Source organism: Streptomyces sp. NPDC046909 (assembly GCF_040644695.1).
In the GTDB taxonomy this organism is placed as follows: domain Bacteria; phylum Actinomycetota; class Actinomycetes; order Streptomycetales; family Streptomycetaceae; genus Streptomyces.
In genome coordinates this window covers 15,950-29,181 of the sequence record NZ_JBEYXC010000020.1, presented here as the reverse complement: position 1 = coordinate 29,181, position 13,232 = coordinate 15,950, and the positions used below count along the sequence as shown (strand labels likewise).

At 70.7% G+C, this 13,232-nt stretch carries 14 protein-coding genes; 10 read left to right on the top strand and 4 right to left on the bottom strand.

Going from position 1 to position 13,232, the window contains the following annotated elements:
* Positions 1-184: 184 nt before the first annotated feature.
* Positions 185-1,339 carry a PfkB family carbohydrate kinase gene (locus ABZ928_RS44510; RefSeq protein ID WP_361532721.1) on the top strand — a complete coding sequence of 385 codons (1,155 nt, stop codon included), beginning with the start codon at positions 185-187 and terminating at the stop codon, positions 1,337-1,339.
* A gap of 36 nt (positions 1,340-1,375) precedes the next feature.
* Here the strand turns inward: ABZ928_RS44510 and ABZ928_RS44505 are convergent, their stop codons facing one another.
* On the bottom strand, positions 1,376-2,089 hold the full coding sequence (locus ABZ928_RS44505; protein ID WP_361532718.1) for an FAD binding domain-containing protein: 714 nt from the start codon (positions 2,087-2,089) through the stop codon (positions 1,376-1,378).
* Positions 2,090-2,366: 277 nt separating this feature from the next.
* Here ABZ928_RS44505 and ABZ928_RS44500 point away from each other — a divergent pair, with 277 nt between their 5' ends.
* The 8 genes from ABZ928_RS44500 (at position 2,367) to ABZ928_RS44465 (ending at position 9,414) form a co-directional block, all read left to right on the top strand.
* Positions 2,367-3,425, top strand: coding sequence for a PhoH family protein (locus ABZ928_RS44500; RefSeq protein ID WP_361532715.1), 1,059 nt, complete (start codon positions 2,367-2,369; stop codon positions 3,423-3,425).
* Positions 3,426-3,438: 13 nt separating this feature from the next.
* Positions 3,439-3,936: an rRNA maturation RNase YbeY gene (ybeY, locus tag ABZ928_RS44495; protein WP_361532712.1), complete on the top strand. Its 498-nt coding sequence runs from the start codon at positions 3,439-3,441 to the stop codon at positions 3,934-3,936.
* Positions 3,933-5,234: a hemolysin family protein gene (locus ABZ928_RS44490; protein WP_361532710.1), complete on the top strand. Its 1,302-nt coding sequence runs from the start codon at positions 3,933-3,935 to the stop codon at positions 5,232-5,234. Before ybeY ends, ABZ928_RS44490 begins: the two co-directional genes overlap by 4 nt.
* Entirely contained in the window at positions 5,231-5,590 is a 360-nt protein-coding gene (locus ABZ928_RS44485) for an MmcQ/YjbR family DNA-binding protein (RefSeq protein ID WP_361532707.1), read from the top strand. The genes ABZ928_RS44490 and ABZ928_RS44485 overlap by 4 nt, the downstream gene beginning before the upstream one ends.
* Before the next feature lie 23 nt (positions 5,591-5,613).
* A complete protein-coding gene (locus tag ABZ928_RS44480; protein WP_361532705.1) occupies positions 5,614-5,967 on the top strand; it encodes a cytidine deaminase in 354 nt (117 codons plus the stop codon).
* A 245-nt stretch (positions 5,968-6,212) separates the two neighbouring features.
* The gene (locus ABZ928_RS44475) at positions 6,213-6,686 is read left to right on the top strand and encodes a hypothetical protein (protein WP_361532703.1); all 474 of its coding nucleotides are present in this window, start codon (positions 6,213-6,215) and stop codon (positions 6,684-6,686) included.
* A gap of 187 nt (positions 6,687-6,873) precedes the next feature.
* Positions 6,874-8,184, top strand: a complete 1,311-nt coding sequence (locus tag ABZ928_RS44470) for a beta-xylosidase (protein ID WP_361532701.1) — start codon at positions 6,874-6,876, stop codon at positions 8,182-8,184.
* A 174-nt stretch (positions 8,185-8,358) separates the two neighbouring features.
* Positions 8,359-9,414, top strand: coding sequence for a DUF916 domain-containing protein (locus ABZ928_RS44465; RefSeq protein WP_361532698.1), 1,056 nt, complete (start codon positions 8,359-8,361; stop codon positions 9,412-9,414).
* A gap of 50 nt (positions 9,415-9,464) precedes the next feature.
* On the opposite strand, the gene ABZ928_RS44460 is transcribed toward ABZ928_RS44465, so the two are convergent.
* Both ABZ928_RS44460 and ABZ928_RS44455 read right to left on the bottom strand, forming a co-directional pair.
* On the bottom strand, positions 9,465-9,803 hold the full coding sequence (locus ABZ928_RS44460; RefSeq protein ID WP_361532695.1) for a P-II family nitrogen regulator: 339 nt from the start codon (positions 9,801-9,803) through the stop codon (positions 9,465-9,467).
* On the bottom strand, positions 9,800-11,134 hold the full coding sequence (locus ABZ928_RS44455) for an ammonium transporter (RefSeq protein ID WP_361532692.1): 1,335 nt from the start codon (positions 11,132-11,134) through the stop codon (positions 9,800-9,802). The genes ABZ928_RS44460 and ABZ928_RS44455 overlap by 4 nt, the downstream gene beginning before the upstream one ends.
* Before the next feature lie 142 nt (positions 11,135-11,276).
* Here ABZ928_RS44455 and era point away from each other — a divergent pair, with 142 nt between their 5' ends.
* Positions 11,277-12,245, top strand: coding sequence for a GTPase Era (era, locus tag ABZ928_RS44450; protein ID WP_361532689.1), 969 nt, complete (start codon positions 11,277-11,279; stop codon positions 12,243-12,245).
* On the opposite strand, the gene ABZ928_RS44445 is transcribed toward era, so the two are convergent.
* Positions 12,242-13,096 (bottom strand): helix-turn-helix transcriptional regulator, encoded by an 855-nt coding sequence (locus ABZ928_RS44445; RefSeq protein ID WP_361532686.1) that lies wholly within the window; start codon positions 13,094-13,096, stop codon positions 12,242-12,244. The genes era and ABZ928_RS44445 overlap by 4 nt on opposite strands.
* Between the last annotated feature and the right edge of the window lie 136 nt (positions 13,097-13,232).

Genomic DNA, 13,232 nt, shown 5'->3' with positions numbered 1-13,232 from the left:
CGCTTTTCGGCCCTGAAGGGGCCTCGTCCTCAAACGCCGGACGGGCTGAAATACCTGGGCCGGCGTTGAGATGCGGGGGCGTGGGTGCGGCGGCCGTTCGGGAGGTGTCGGGAGCTGAGCGGCGGCGTGTTGTCAGTGGTGTGGTGCAGACTGGCTGAATCCGCACCACGTCAGGGAGCGCACCGTGATCGCGTCCAACGCGTCCGTCGGGAAGGGGCCGTCGTACGACAGCCGAGGCAAGCGTGCGGCCGGGGAGTGTCAGGCCCAGGTCGATCCGCTCGCCGGGCTGCGCACCCCGGACGATCCGCCCTGGGACGTGTATCTCACCGGTCCTGTCTTCCTCGACATCATCTTCACCGGGCTCGACTCCGCGCCGGTGCGCGGGACCGAGTCATGGGCGCGCGGGATGGGGTCGAGCCCCGGAGGCGTCGCCAACATGGCCACCGCGCTGGCCCGGCTGGGGCTGAAGACCTCCCTCGCCGCCGCCTTCGGCTCCGACCACTACGGCGAGTACTGCTGGGACGCCCTGGAGACCGGCGAAGGTATCGATCTCTCGCCGTCCCGTACCGTCAGCGGCTGGCACTCCCCGGTCACCGTCTCCATGGCGTACGAGGGTGAGCGCACCATGGTCTCGCACGGTCATGAGCCGCCCCCCGAAGAAGCCGCGCCCGACCACCCTCCACGCGCGCGTGCCGCCGTCGCCTCCCTGGTGCCGGGCAAGCGGGAGCCCTGGATCGCCCGGGCCGCCGGCGAGGGCACCCGGATCTTCGCCGACGTCGGCTGGGACGACACCGGCGCGTGGGACCTCGCGGGGCTCGCCGATCTGGAGCACTGCGAGGCCTTCCTGCCCAACGCGGAGGAGGCCATGCGCTACACCGGCGCCGGCTGCCCCCGCGAGGCCGCCCACGCCCTCACCGCGCACGTACCGCTCGCGGTCGTCACCCTCGGTGCGGAGGGCGCGTACGCCGTGGACCGGCGTACCGGGGAGACCGCCGAGGTGCCCGCCATCGCCGTGGAGGCCCTCGACCCCACCGGCGCCGGTGACGTCTTCGTGGCCGGGTTCGTCACCGGCACCCTCGCGGGCTGGCCGCTCGCCGACCGGCTCGCCTTCGCGGGACTCACGGCCGCCCTCTCCGTCCAGGAGTTCGGCGGCTCGCTCTCCGCGCCCGGCTGGTCCGAGATCGGCGCCTGGTGGCGCAAGGTCCAGTCCGTCGAGGGGCAGGACCCCACGGCCCTGCGCCGGTACGGGTTCCTCGCGGACCTCGTCCCGGAGGAGCAGGTACGGCCCTGGCCGCTGCGGCGCGCGGTACCGACGATCGGGTTCCGCAAGTCGGCGTGAGGGACGGAGCAAGCAACAACAAGGGCCCGGCTCGGGTCAGGCGCCTTGGGCGATGATCGCCGTCACCTCTTCGTGGACCACCCCGCGGGCCGCCTCCGGCAGCGCGCCCAGCGACGTACCGTCCAAGGCGTCGAGGACGCGCCCGGTCTCCGTGCCCCGTCCCGGCCCGTACTCCACGGTCTCGCACAGCACGTCGTAGCCGTCCCGTACGGCGACCCGGAGCAGCCCCTCCGTCACCGCGGCCGCGACCACCAGCGGCGGCTGCCCGCCCGGCTCGTCCGGGAGTTTGCGGTGGCTGCTCGCCAGTGGGGTGCGCCAGCGGAGGTTCAGGAGTAGCGGGCGCTTCGCCGTGAGTTCGGCGAGGTCGGTCTCGTAGGTGCCCTCCGCGTCCAGGACCGTCGCGCGGGCATCGAGGACGAGGGCGGCGGGGAGCAGGCAGCGCAGGGTGCTGCCGACGATGTTGCCGCCGACCGTCGCGGCCCGGCGTACGGCCCCCGTGCCCACCCGGGACGCCGCCCGGCGCAGTACCTCCGGCACCCGGTCGTCGACCCGGGACAGCAGCACCGCCGCCCCCAACTCCTCGGCACCGAGCACATTCGCCTCCGGCACCTCGCGCAGCGACATCGCCTGCGCCGGGAAGCCGTCCCGCTGCCAGACGGCCCACTGAAGCGTGGCACCGCCGACGGGTATCGCTCCCTCGGACAGACACTCCTGTGCCTCGGACACGGATGTGGGCAGACGCAAACGCACGGCCGACCTCTTTCCCCGGCGGGCGGGCGAGGACACCGCTCCGCCCCGAACATGTGTGGCACCGACGGGGCGGATTCTGCCCACGCGCGCGGGGGTCGCATGCAGGGCTCACCGTTTCACGCAGGGCGCCCTCACCGGCCGGTGCGCCCCTGGGGACGGGCGCACGAAAAGGCCTACGGGGTTGTCAGTCCCCCGGCGTACCCTTGAAATCGCCAGGCCGCCCATGTGGCGGGCGAGTCGTTTCGAGGAGGACGAGCAAGGCCTACAGAGCCGGCCCATGACTCAGACACCCACAGATCGCACACCCGCGCAGGGGCAGGCGAGAGCACAGTTCACCGTCCCCGCCCAGCACCCCATGGTGACCGTGCTGGGGTCCGGCGACTCCCTCCTGCGCGTGATCGAGAAGGCTTTCCCGGCGGCCGACATCCATGTCCGGGGCAATGAGGTCAGCGCGGTCGGCGACCCGGCCGAAGTCACCCTCATCCAGCGCCTGTTCGACGAGATGATGCTGGTGCTCCGCACCGGACAGCCGATGACGGAGGACGCAGTGGAACGCTCTATCGCCATGCTGAGAGCGAGTGAGAACGGCGAGGGGGACGGCCAGGAGACCCCGGCCGAGGTCCTCACCCAGAACATCCTCTCCTCGCGCGGCCGCACGATCCGACCGAAGACCCTGAACCAGAAGCGGTACGTCGACGCGATCGACAAGCACACGATCGTCTTCGGCATCGGCCCCGCCGGTACCGGCAAGACCTACCTCGCCATGGCCAAGGCGGTGCAGGCCCTCCAGTCCAAGCAGGTCAACCGCATCATCCTGACCCGTCCGGCCGTGGAGGCCGGCGAGCGGCTGGGCTTCCTGCCCGGCACGCTCTACGAGAAGATCGACCCCTACCTGCGCCCGCTGTACGACGCGCTGCACGACATGCTCGACCCCGACTCCATCCCGCGGCTCATGGCCGCCGGGACCATCGAGGTCGCGCCCCTGGCGTACATGCGTGGAAGAACTTTGAATGATGCTTTCATCATTCTTGACGAGGCTCAGAACACCAGCCCCGAACAGATGAAGATGTTCCTCACCCGTCTCGGCTTCGACTCGAAGATCGTGATCACGGGTGACGTGACCCAGGTCGACCTGCCCAACGGCACCAAGTCGGGTCTGCGTCAGGTCCAGGACATCCTCGAAGGCCTCGACGACGTCCATTTCTCCCGCCTGTCGTCGCAGGACGTCGTCCGGCACAAGCTGGTCGGCCGTATCGTCGACGCGTACGAGAAGTACGACAGCCACCACGGTACGGAGAACGGCACCCACAAGGGCGGCCGTAACAAGCGGAAGTAGACAACCCAGCACCATGTCGATCGACGTCAACAACGAGTCCGGAACCGAGGTCGACGAGCAGGCGATCCTCGACATCGCCCGCTACGCGCTCGCGCGGATGCGCATCCACCCGCTCTCCGAGCTCTCGGTGATCGTCGTGGACGCCGACGCCATGGAGCAGTTGCACATCCAGTGGATGGACCTGCCGGGGCCGACGGACGTCATGTCCTTCCCGATGGACGAGCTCAGGCCGCCCAGCAAGGACGACGACGAGCCCCCGCAGGGCCTCCTCGGCGACATCGTGCTCTGCCCCGAGGTCGCCAAGAAGCAGGGCGAGGACGCCGAGACCCAGCACTCCATGGACGAGGAGCTCCAGCTGCTCACCGTCCACGGGGTGCTGCATCTGCTCGGGTACGACCACGAGGAGCCGGACGAGAAGGCCGAGATGTTCGGTCTCCAGGCGGCCATCGTGGACGGGTGGAGGGCCGAGAAGGGGCTGACCGGTCCGTCTCCCGCCCCGACCGTGTCATGAGTCTTCCCCTCGTCTCGGGCGCGATCGCCCTGGTCGTCGTAGCGTGGCTCGCCGCCTGTGCGGAGGCGGGCCTCGCCCGTATGTCGAGCTTCCGCGCGGAGGAGGCGGTACGGTCCGGGCGGCGCGGCAGCGCCAAGCTCGCGCAGGTCGCCGCCGACCCGACGCGCTATCTCAATGTGGCGCTGCTGGTCCGCGTCGCCTGCGAGATGGCGGCGGCCGCGCTGGTCACCTACGCCTGCCTCCAGGAGTTCGACGGCACGACCGAGGCGCTGCTGGTCGCCATCGGGGTCATGGTGCTGGTGTCGTACGTGGCGGTCGGGGTCTCCCCGCGCACCATCGGCCGCCAGCATCCCCTCAACACGTCCACGGCGGCGGCGTACGTCCTGCTGCCGCTCGCGCGGATCATGGGCCCGATCCCGAGCCTGCTGATCCTCATCGGCAACGCGCTCACCCCCGGCAAGGGCTTCCGCCGCGGCCCGTTCGCCTCCGAGGCGGAGCTGCGGGCGCTGGTCGATCTCGCGGAGGCGGAGTCGCTGATCGAGGACGACGAGCGCCGGATGGTGCACTCGGTCTTCGAGCTGGGCGACACCCTCGTACGGGAGGTGATGGTGCCGAGGACCGACCTCGTGGTGATCGAGCGGTACAAGACGATCCGTCAGGCCCTCACCCTCGCGCTCAGGTCGGGTTTCTCGCGCATACCGGTCACCGGGGAGAGCGAGGACGACATCGTCGGGATCGTGTACCTCAAGGACCTGGCGCGCAAGACGCACATCAGCCGGGACGCGGAGAGCGAGCTGGTGTCGACGGCGATGCGCCCGGCCGCCTTCGTGCCGGACACCAAGAACGCCGGTGATCTGCTGCGCGAGATGCAGCAGGACCGCAATCACGTCGCCGTCGTCATCGACGAGTACGGCGGCACGGCCGGCATCGTCACCATCGAGGACATCCTCGAGGAGATCGTCGGCGAGATCACCGACGAGTACGACCGTGAACTCCCGCCGGTGGAGGAGCTGGGCGAGGAGCGGTACCGGGTCACCGCCCGCCTCGACATCACCGACCTGGGCGAGCTGTACGGGCTCGACGAGTACGACGACGAGGACGTCGAGACCGTCGGCGGGCTGCTCGCGAAGGAGCTGGGGCGGGTGCCGATCGCGGGCGCGTCGTCCGTGGTCGAACTGCCCGACGGGCGGCGGCTCCGGCTGACCGCGGAGGCGGCGGCCGGGCGGCGGAACAAGATCGTGACCGTGCTGGTGGAGCCGGTGGAAGCGGCGACGGAGGAGGAGGCGAAGGAGGAGTGACCCCGAAGGAGCTGCGCGCCTTCTGTCTGTCCTTCAACGAGGCGGTGGAGGAGTTCCCCTTCGCCCCCGAGATCTCCGTCTTCAAGGTGCTCGGCAAGATGTTCGCGCTGAGCTGGATCGACGCCCGGCCGCTGAAGGTCAACCTCAAGTGCGACCCGGAGGACGCGGTCCGGCTGCGGGGCGAGTACGAGGGGCTGATCATCCCCGGCTATCACATGAACAAGCGGCACTGGAACACCGTGACGGTGGACGGGGCGCTGCCGGACCGGCTGGTGCGGGAGCTGGTGGAGGACTCGTACGACCTCGTCGTGGCGGGCCTGCCGCGCGCGGAGCGGCTCCGCCTCGACCGGCCCTGAGCCGCGGTGTTTATGCTCACCCCATGACCGACAGCAGCACGCTCGACCCCGAGGACCGCAAGATCGTCACCCTGGCCCGCTCCGCGCGGGCCCGTAACGGTGTGCCCGAGGGGGCGGCCGTACGGGACGAGACGGGACGTACGTATGTGGCGGGGACCGTTGCCCTGGACTCGCTGAAGCTGAGCGCGCTGCGGACGGCGGTGGCGATGGCGGTGGCGTCCGGGGCGAAGTCCCTGGAGGCGGCGGCGGTCGTCACGGACGCGGAGTCGGTGCCCGCCGAGGATCTCGCCGCGGTACGGGATCTGGGCGGGGCGGAGACGCCGGTGCTGGTGGCCGGGGCGGACGGGGCCGTGCGGACGACGGTGACCGCGGGCTGAGCCCAGGGGCGCCGCGCACCTCCGTACCCTCTGGCCCCCACGCTCCCGGGTCGGCCGAAATTGAACCTTGCCGTCTTCAGTCTCTCGCGCATCAATGGAACCGACAGTTCCGACGGTCCGTCAGATCTGACCCCGCCACCCCCCACGCGGAGCGTTCCGCACCACGCCCGCAGGCGGGCCGTTCGGGTTCTTCCCCACCATCCCCACATGGCAATTTCCCTATATGGGAAGGGAGTCGGAACCCCATGAGAGGCAAACGATTCGGTACCGGTGCGGCACTGGCGGTCGGGGCGTTCGCGCTGAGCGGGCTGGCGTTCGCGCCCGCCGCGGTCGCCGTGACCCCCGGCACGGCGACGATCACGGCCGACTGCGGAAGCTTCGGCAGTGGCGAGGCCACCCTCGCCGCCACCCAGGACGGTACGTCCGCGACCATCACCGTCACCTCGGCGATCACCGCGCCGATCGCGCTGGCCGAGGACTCCATCACCTCCACCCTCACCCTGGTGAACGCGAGCGGCGGCACCACCACCTTCAGCGGCACGGAGAACCCCGCCCTCACCGCCGGTGACCCCGTCACCGTCGGTCCGCTCAGCGGCACCGTGGCCTCCGGCGACAGCCTGGAGGCGTACGGCGGCTCGCTGCAGATCGTCGTGCTCGGGATCACCGTCACCTGCACGGCGACCGGGCCGCAGTCGCCCGGACCGTTCGTGTTCGACTGAGAATCTGCAAAACCCGGCAGCCGAACTGCCCGGTGTGGAGCGTCAGTTCATCCACGTCACCGTGAACTGACGCTCCATCAGTTCACAGCCGCACGTCCATTGACTTCTCACGCTATCCACACATCAATGCCCCCTGTCGGCGCGGAAGAGCCGCCGCGCCCGCATCCCGCAGAGGGGGCAACCAACCATGAGAGACCGAAGACGCCGACTGGCGTCGCTGCTGGGGGCGACCGCGCTCGCGGTCACCGCCGGGGGCGCGCTCGCCGCTCCGGCCGGGGCCGCGAGCAACGTGGACTTCGCCACGCACTGCATCCCGCCCGCCGTCGCCGGCATCCCGCCGATCGACGGCACCACCACCGCGATCATCACCGTCGACGACGCCACTCCCCAGGTCGGCGACACCGTCACCGTGACCTACACCGTGGTCACGCCCGCCGCCAGCAACCCCACGGCCATCAGCCTGCCGGCCGACATCATGACGCCGTCCGGGAAGGTCACCCTCGGCGGCGCGCAGACCGGGGACGTGACCGTCGTCGGACCCAAGAAGAACGACCCCGTCGCGGGCAACGCCCCGTTCCCGGGGTTCAGCATGACCGGCACCTTCACCGTCACCACCGCGGGCGCCATCACGCTCTCGCCCGGCGACTACAACATCCACACCAGCTACATCCTGGAGCTGGACACCCCCTGCGCGGTCACCAACCCGCCCGCCCCGGTCTCCGAGACCGTCACGGCGAGCGACGCGCCCGCGCCCAACACCCGTGCCATCGCGCTGGGTTCGGCCTCCGGGAACCCCGGTGACAGCGTGACCGTCACCGGCGGCAACTTCACCCCGGGCGCCACCGTCACCCTCGCCGGACGCTCCGGTTCCAGCCAGACCGCGGACACGGCGACCGTGACCGCGGACGCGGGTGGTGCCATCAGCGGGTCGCTGGTCGTCAACGACAAGACGACGACCGGGGTCGTGGCCTACGAGGGCAGCAGCTGGAGCGCCGACCTGGGGGCCGGTCCGGCCGCCTACACCGTCATCGACAACACGCCCGTCCCCGACAACGCGCAGAAGCTCACCACCACGGTGAAGGGCGGCACGCTGTCCATGACCCAGGCCGGGGACGCCGTCTCGCTGACGGCGGTCGACTACGGCGTCGGCGGGGCCTCGACCGGTGACCTCAACTCCGTGACCGTCAAGGACTTCCGTGGCGGAGTCGCGGGCTGGTCCCTCACCGGCAAGGTCACCGACTTCACCGCTCCCGGCGCCAAGATCGATGCCGGGGCGCTGAGCTGGACCCCTGCCTGCACCACCAAGGCGGGCAGCCCGAGCACCTGCCAGGCCGGTTCGCCCGGCACGGTGGGCTCCGCGGGGGCGACCCTCGCCTCGGCGCCGGCCGGCACGGTGACCGGCGGCCAGTTCACGGCGGACGCCGAACTCTCCCTGAACGTACCGGCGTTCACACCTCCGGGCACGTACTCCGGCGTCCTCACCCTCACGCTCAGCTGACCGTACGGCGGGCGCCCGCACCCGCCCGCACGCTCCGCTGGGGGTGCCGTGTCATGCCATCGATCGTCTGCGGCGCCGTCGTGGCTGGTCGCGCAGTTCCCGCGCCCCTTGGGCGCGGCTGGACCGCGCCGCACTTCGCCTGGCCCGCTCAGTCCCCGTGGGGAGTCCGCACCCATGCGCAAGCTGTACGTCTTCCTCCTGAGCCTGTTCCTGAGCCCGTTCCTGGGTCTCGCCCTGCCCGCCACGCCCAGCTCCGCCGCCGACAACGGGAGTTGGTCCGTCTACCCCGCCGCCAAGAAGGTGGCCGAGCGGCCCTACTTCTACCTCTCCGCCGATCCCGGGCGGACCATCCAGGACAAGGTGGTCGTCGCCAACAAGACGGCGCGGCCCATGACGTTCCGGCTGTACTCCGCCGACGCCTACAACACCGAGCGGGACGGCGGGTTCGCCGTGCGCACCGTGAAGGAGAGGATGCGCGGGGTGGGGGTGTGGGCGAAGCCCGCCAAGAACCGGGTCACCGTGCCCGCGCACGGCAAGGTCACCGTGCCCTTCACGCTGAAGGTGCCGCGCGATGCCGAACCCGGGGACCATCCCGGCGCGATCGTCGCGCTGGACGAGCGGATCGACCGGGGCGACGGCTCGGTCGCGCTCGGCGTGCAGCGGGCCGTCGCCGCCCGCGTCTACCTCCGGGTCGGCGGGCCCACGCTGTCCGCGATCTCCGTCGAGGACGTCCATGTCAGCCACCACCAGCCGCTCGTGCCCGGCTTCGGGGACAGCGCGGCGACCATCTCGTACACCCTGCGCAACACCGGCAACGTCACCCTGAACCCGAAGGTGGAGCTGCGGGCGACCGGCCTGTTCGGCCGTACGCTGCTCGCCCGCGACCTCGTGAGGATCCCCTCCGAGCTGCTTCCCGGCCAGCGCGTGAAACTGACCGAGCCCTGGCAGGGCGCGCCTCAGCTGGACTGGGGGGACGTGACGCTCACGGCGAGCGCGCGGGACACGCGGGAGTCGGCGAGTGCTTCGTTCTTCGCGCTGCCCTGGCTGATGGCGGGGGTGCTGCTGGTGGTCGTGGCCGTGGGCGTCGTCCTGCTGGTCCGGGCGCGGCGGGCACGGGCCGGGGGCGGCCGACGCCCGACGGACGGCGCCGGTGGGTCCTCCGAGGGGCGGCCACCACGGGCGGTGCGGCGGGAGCCGGCTTCCGCGTCGTCACGAGGTGCGCGGCGGTGATCCGGGTGAGGCCCCTCTGTGCGGCCGGGGCTCCTTTGTGAAGCTCCGGCTCAGAGTGCGTCGGGGCCGCGCTCGCCCGTCCGTACCCGTACGACCGTCTCGACCGGCAGGGCCCACACCTTGCCGTCGCCGATCTTGCCGGTCTGGGCGGCCTTGACGATCGCGTCGATGACGGCGTCCGAGTCGGCGTCGTCCACGACGACCTCGATGCGGACCTTGGGGACGAGGTCGACCTGGTACTCGGCGCCGCGGTAGACCTCGGTGTGGCCGCGCTGGCGGCCGTAGCCGCTGGCCTCGGTGACGGTCAGGCCGTGGACGCCGAGCTCCTGGAGGGTGGTCTTGACCTCGTCGAGGCGGTACGGCTTGACGATGGCGGTGATGAGCTTCATGCCTGGCTCTTGGCTTTCTTCGTGGCGGGCGCGGAGGGGATCACGACGGAGGAGCTGACCGGGGCGCCGTGGCCCAGGACGCCGTGATCGTATGCCGACTCGGCGTGCACCGTAAGGTCCAGGCCGGTGTGCTCCTGCTCCTCGCTCGCGCGGAAGCCGATCGTCCTGTCGAGCAGCTTGCCGATGCCGTAGGTGACGGTGAAGGCGTACGCCGCCACGGCGACCACGGCCACCAGCTGCTTGCCGAGCTGGGCGAGGCCGCCGCCGTACGCCAGTCCCTCGGGGCCGCCGGTCATCGACTCGACGGCGAAGACGCCGATGAGGAGGGTGCCGATGACGCCGCCGACCAGGTGGACGCCGACGACGTCGAGCGAGTCGTCGTAGTCGAACCTGAACTTCCAGCTCACGGCGTACGAGCAGACGACACCGGCGGCGAGGCCGACCACGAGCGCGCCGAGGAGGGAGACCGAGCCGCAGGAGGGGGTGATGGCGACCAGGCCGGCGACCGCGCCGGACGCGGCGCCCAGGGTGGTGGGGTGGCCGTCGCGCTTCTGCTCGACGAAGAGCCAGCCGAGCAGGCCCGTGCAGCCCGCTGCGAGGGTGTTGAGGAAGGCGGCCGCGGCGAGGCCGTTGGCGCCGAGGGCCGAGCCCGCGTTGAAGCCGAACCAGCCGAACCAGAGCAGGCCGGCGCCGAGCATGACCATCGGGAGGTTGTGCGGACGCATCGCGTCCTTCTTGAAGCCGAGGCGCGGGCCGAGGACCAGGCACAGGGCCAGACCCGAGGCGCCGGACGTGATCTCGACCGGGAGACCGCCCGCGAAGTCGAGCGCGCCGAGCTTGTCGAGGATCCAGCCGCCGGGGCCCCAGACCCAGTGGGTGACGGGAACGTATACGAGCAGCGCCCACACGGGTACGAAGACCAGCCAGGCCCCGAACTTCGCGCGGTCGGCGATCGCGCCGCTGATGAGTGCGGCGGTGATGATCGCGAAGGTCAGCTGGAAGGTGGCGAAGAGGACGGTGGGGACGGTGCCCTGGACGCTGTCGGGGCCGATGCCGGACATGCCGATGTGGTCCAGGCCGCCGATGAGGCCGCCGCCCATGTCGTCACCGAAGGCGAGGGAGTAACCGGCGGCCAGCCACACCACCGTCACCAGGGCGATCGACACGAAGCTCATCATCAGCATGTTGAGGACGCTCTTCGTGCGGACCATGCCGCCGTAGAACAGGGCCAGACCCGGGGTCATCAGCAGGACGAGGGCGGTGGCGGCGAGCAGCCAGGCGGTGTCGCCGGTGTCGATGCGCGCTGCGGCGAGGGGCGCGGCGAAGGACATGGGGGTCTCCAACGGGGTGGGGGCTCGTCAGAGGGTCACCGCTGTGTATTTCTGCTTGCGTACGTATATGTTTCCATGGCGTTTCATTGCGTACGGGTTACCGGAAGCTCACGGTGCGGCGGGGCTCCGTGGATCAGGGAGAATGGGCCGCATGAGCGTTCGCAGTCAGTCATCCGAGCCGTCTGAGCAGTCCGGGGCTGCCCATCGCGCGGGCTTCGCCTGCTTCGTGGGCCGCCCCAACGCGGGCAAGTCCACCCTTACGAACGCTCTGGTCGGGCAGAAGGTGGCGATCACCGCCAACCAGCCGCAGACGACCCGGCACACGGTACGGGGGATCGTGCACCGGCCCGACGCGCAGCTGATCCTGGTCGACACGCCTGGGCTGCACAAGCCGCGCACGCTGCTCGGCGAGCGGCTCAACGACGTCGTCCGTGCGACGTGGGCCGAGGTCGACGTCATCGGGTTCTGCCTCCCCGCGAACGAGAAGCTCGGTCCCGGTGACCGCTTCATCGCGAAGGAGCTCGCCGGGATCAAGAAGTCCCCGAAGGTCGCGATCGTCACCAAGACCGACCTCGTCGACTCCAAGACCCTCGCCGAGCAGCTCATCGCGATCGACCAGCTCGGTAAGGAGCTGGGGATCGAGTGGGCGGAGATCGTGCCGGTGTCGGCGACCGCGAACAAGCAGGTCGACCTGCTCGCGGACCTCCTGATCCCGATGCTCCCCGAGGGACCCGCGCTCTACCCCGACGGTGAGCTCACCGACGAGCCCGAGCAGGTCATGATCGCGGAACTGATCCGCGAGGCCGCGCTGGAAGGCGTCCGCGACGAGCTCCCCCACTCCATCGCGGTCGTGGTGGAGGAGATGCTCCCCCGCGAGGACCGCCCCGCCGACAAACCCCTCCTCGACATCCACGCCTTCGTCTACATCGAGCGCCCCAGCCAGAAGGGCATCATCATCGGCCCCAAGGGCAAGCGCCTCAAGGAGGTCGGCATCAAGTCCCGCAAGCAGATCGAGGCGCTGCTGGGTACGCCGGTGTTCCTGGACCTGCATGTGAAGGTCGCGAAGGACTGGCAGCGGGATCCTCGACAGTTGCGGAAGCTGGGGTTCTAGGGAGTCGCTCCCTGCGGGGTCATGTCCTGCAACCCCACCACCCGCAGCAGCCGCAGGCGTTCGTACGAGTCCGTGCCCGGGCGGGCCGTGTGGATGATCAGCAGGTGGTGGTCGTCCTGGTTGAGGAGGATCTCGCAGTCCAGCTCCAGGAGGCCTACTGCCGGGTGGCGGAAGCGTTTGGTGGACTGGCGGCGGATGGCCACCTCGTGGTCGTTCCAGAGGGTTGCGAACTCCTTGCTCGATGTGCGGAGTTCGGCCACCAGCGCGGCCGGTGCCGGGTCGTCGGGGCGGGCCGCTGAGACCGCTCGGAGGTTGGCCACGTGGGCGCGGGCGTGGGCGGGGATGTCCTCCGGGGGGAAGAGGTCCCGTGACGCCGGGTCCAGGAAGAAGCGGCGGAGGAAGTTGCGGTCGCGGGGCGGGCGGGCCAGGGCGTCTCCCGTCAGGGCCCTCGACATCGCGTTCTGGGCCAGGACCTCGCCGCAGTCCGTCACCACGTGCGCCGGGGTGTCGTGCAGGCGGTCCAGGACCAGCAGGAGACCTGGGCGTACGTGTGCAGACGTCGGCTCCCGGCGCGGCGGCTCCTCGCCCGTCAGGTGGAACAGGTGGTCCCGTTCGTCCTCGGTGAGGCGGAGGGCGCGGGCCAGTGCCGTCAGCATCTGGCGGGACGGGCGAGGGCCCCGGGACTGTTCCAGGCGGGTGTAGTAGTCCACCGACATGCCCGCCAGCGCCGCCACCTCCTCCCTCCGCAGGCCCGGTGTACGGCGGCGGGCCCCCGGTGCCAGACCCACGTCCGACGGTTCCAGTCGGGCGCGCCCCCGGCGCAGGAAGTCGGCGAGCTCGGTTCGGTTCACCTCTCCAGGCTGCGGCAACCCGCCCGGCTTATCCAGGGAGTGTCGATCCCCTGATCCAGAGGTCTCTCCCGCCACCCCCGACCCCGGCCCAGGCTGGTCGGCGACGAGGTGACGAGGTCACGAGAGGAGCAGCGAC

Excerpts from the sequence above, each read along its gene's own strand:
- ABZ928_RS44500 (WP_361532715.1), top strand. The coding sequence starts at position 2,367 with ATGACTCAGACACCCACAGATCGCACACCCGCGCAGGGGCAGGCGAGA.
- ybeY (WP_361532712.1), top strand. The coding sequence starts at position 3,439 with ATGTCGATCGACGTCAACAACGAGTCCGGAACCGAGGTCGACGAGCAG.
- ABZ928_RS44490 (WP_361532710.1), top strand. The coding sequence starts at position 3,933 with ATGAGTCTTCCCCTCGTCTCGGGCGCGATCGCCCTGGTCGTCGTAGCG.
- ABZ928_RS44480 (WP_361532705.1), top strand. The coding sequence starts at position 5,614 with ATGACCGACAGCAGCACGCTCGACCCCGAGGACCGCAAGATCGTCACC.
- ABZ928_RS44475 (WP_361532703.1), top strand. The coding sequence starts at position 6,213 with ATGAGAGGCAAACGATTCGGTACCGGTGCGGCACTGGCGGTCGGGGCG.
- ABZ928_RS44470 (WP_361532701.1), top strand. The coding sequence starts at position 6,874 with ATGAGAGACCGAAGACGCCGACTGGCGTCGCTGCTGGGGGCGACCGCG.
- ABZ928_RS44465 (WP_361532698.1), top strand. The coding sequence starts at position 8,359 with ATGCGCAAGCTGTACGTCTTCCTCCTGAGCCTGTTCCTGAGCCCGTTC.
- ABZ928_RS44460 (WP_361532695.1), bottom strand. The coding sequence starts at position 9,803 with ATGAAGCTCATCACCGCCATCGTCAAGCCGTACCGCCTCGACGAGGTC.
- ABZ928_RS44455 (WP_361532692.1), bottom strand. The coding sequence starts at position 11,134 with ATGTCCTTCGCCGCGCCCCTCGCCGCAGCGCGCATCGACACCGGCGAC.
- era (WP_361532689.1), top strand. The coding sequence starts at position 11,277 with ATGGGCCGCATGAGCGTTCGCAGTCAGTCATCCGAGCCGTCTGAGCAG.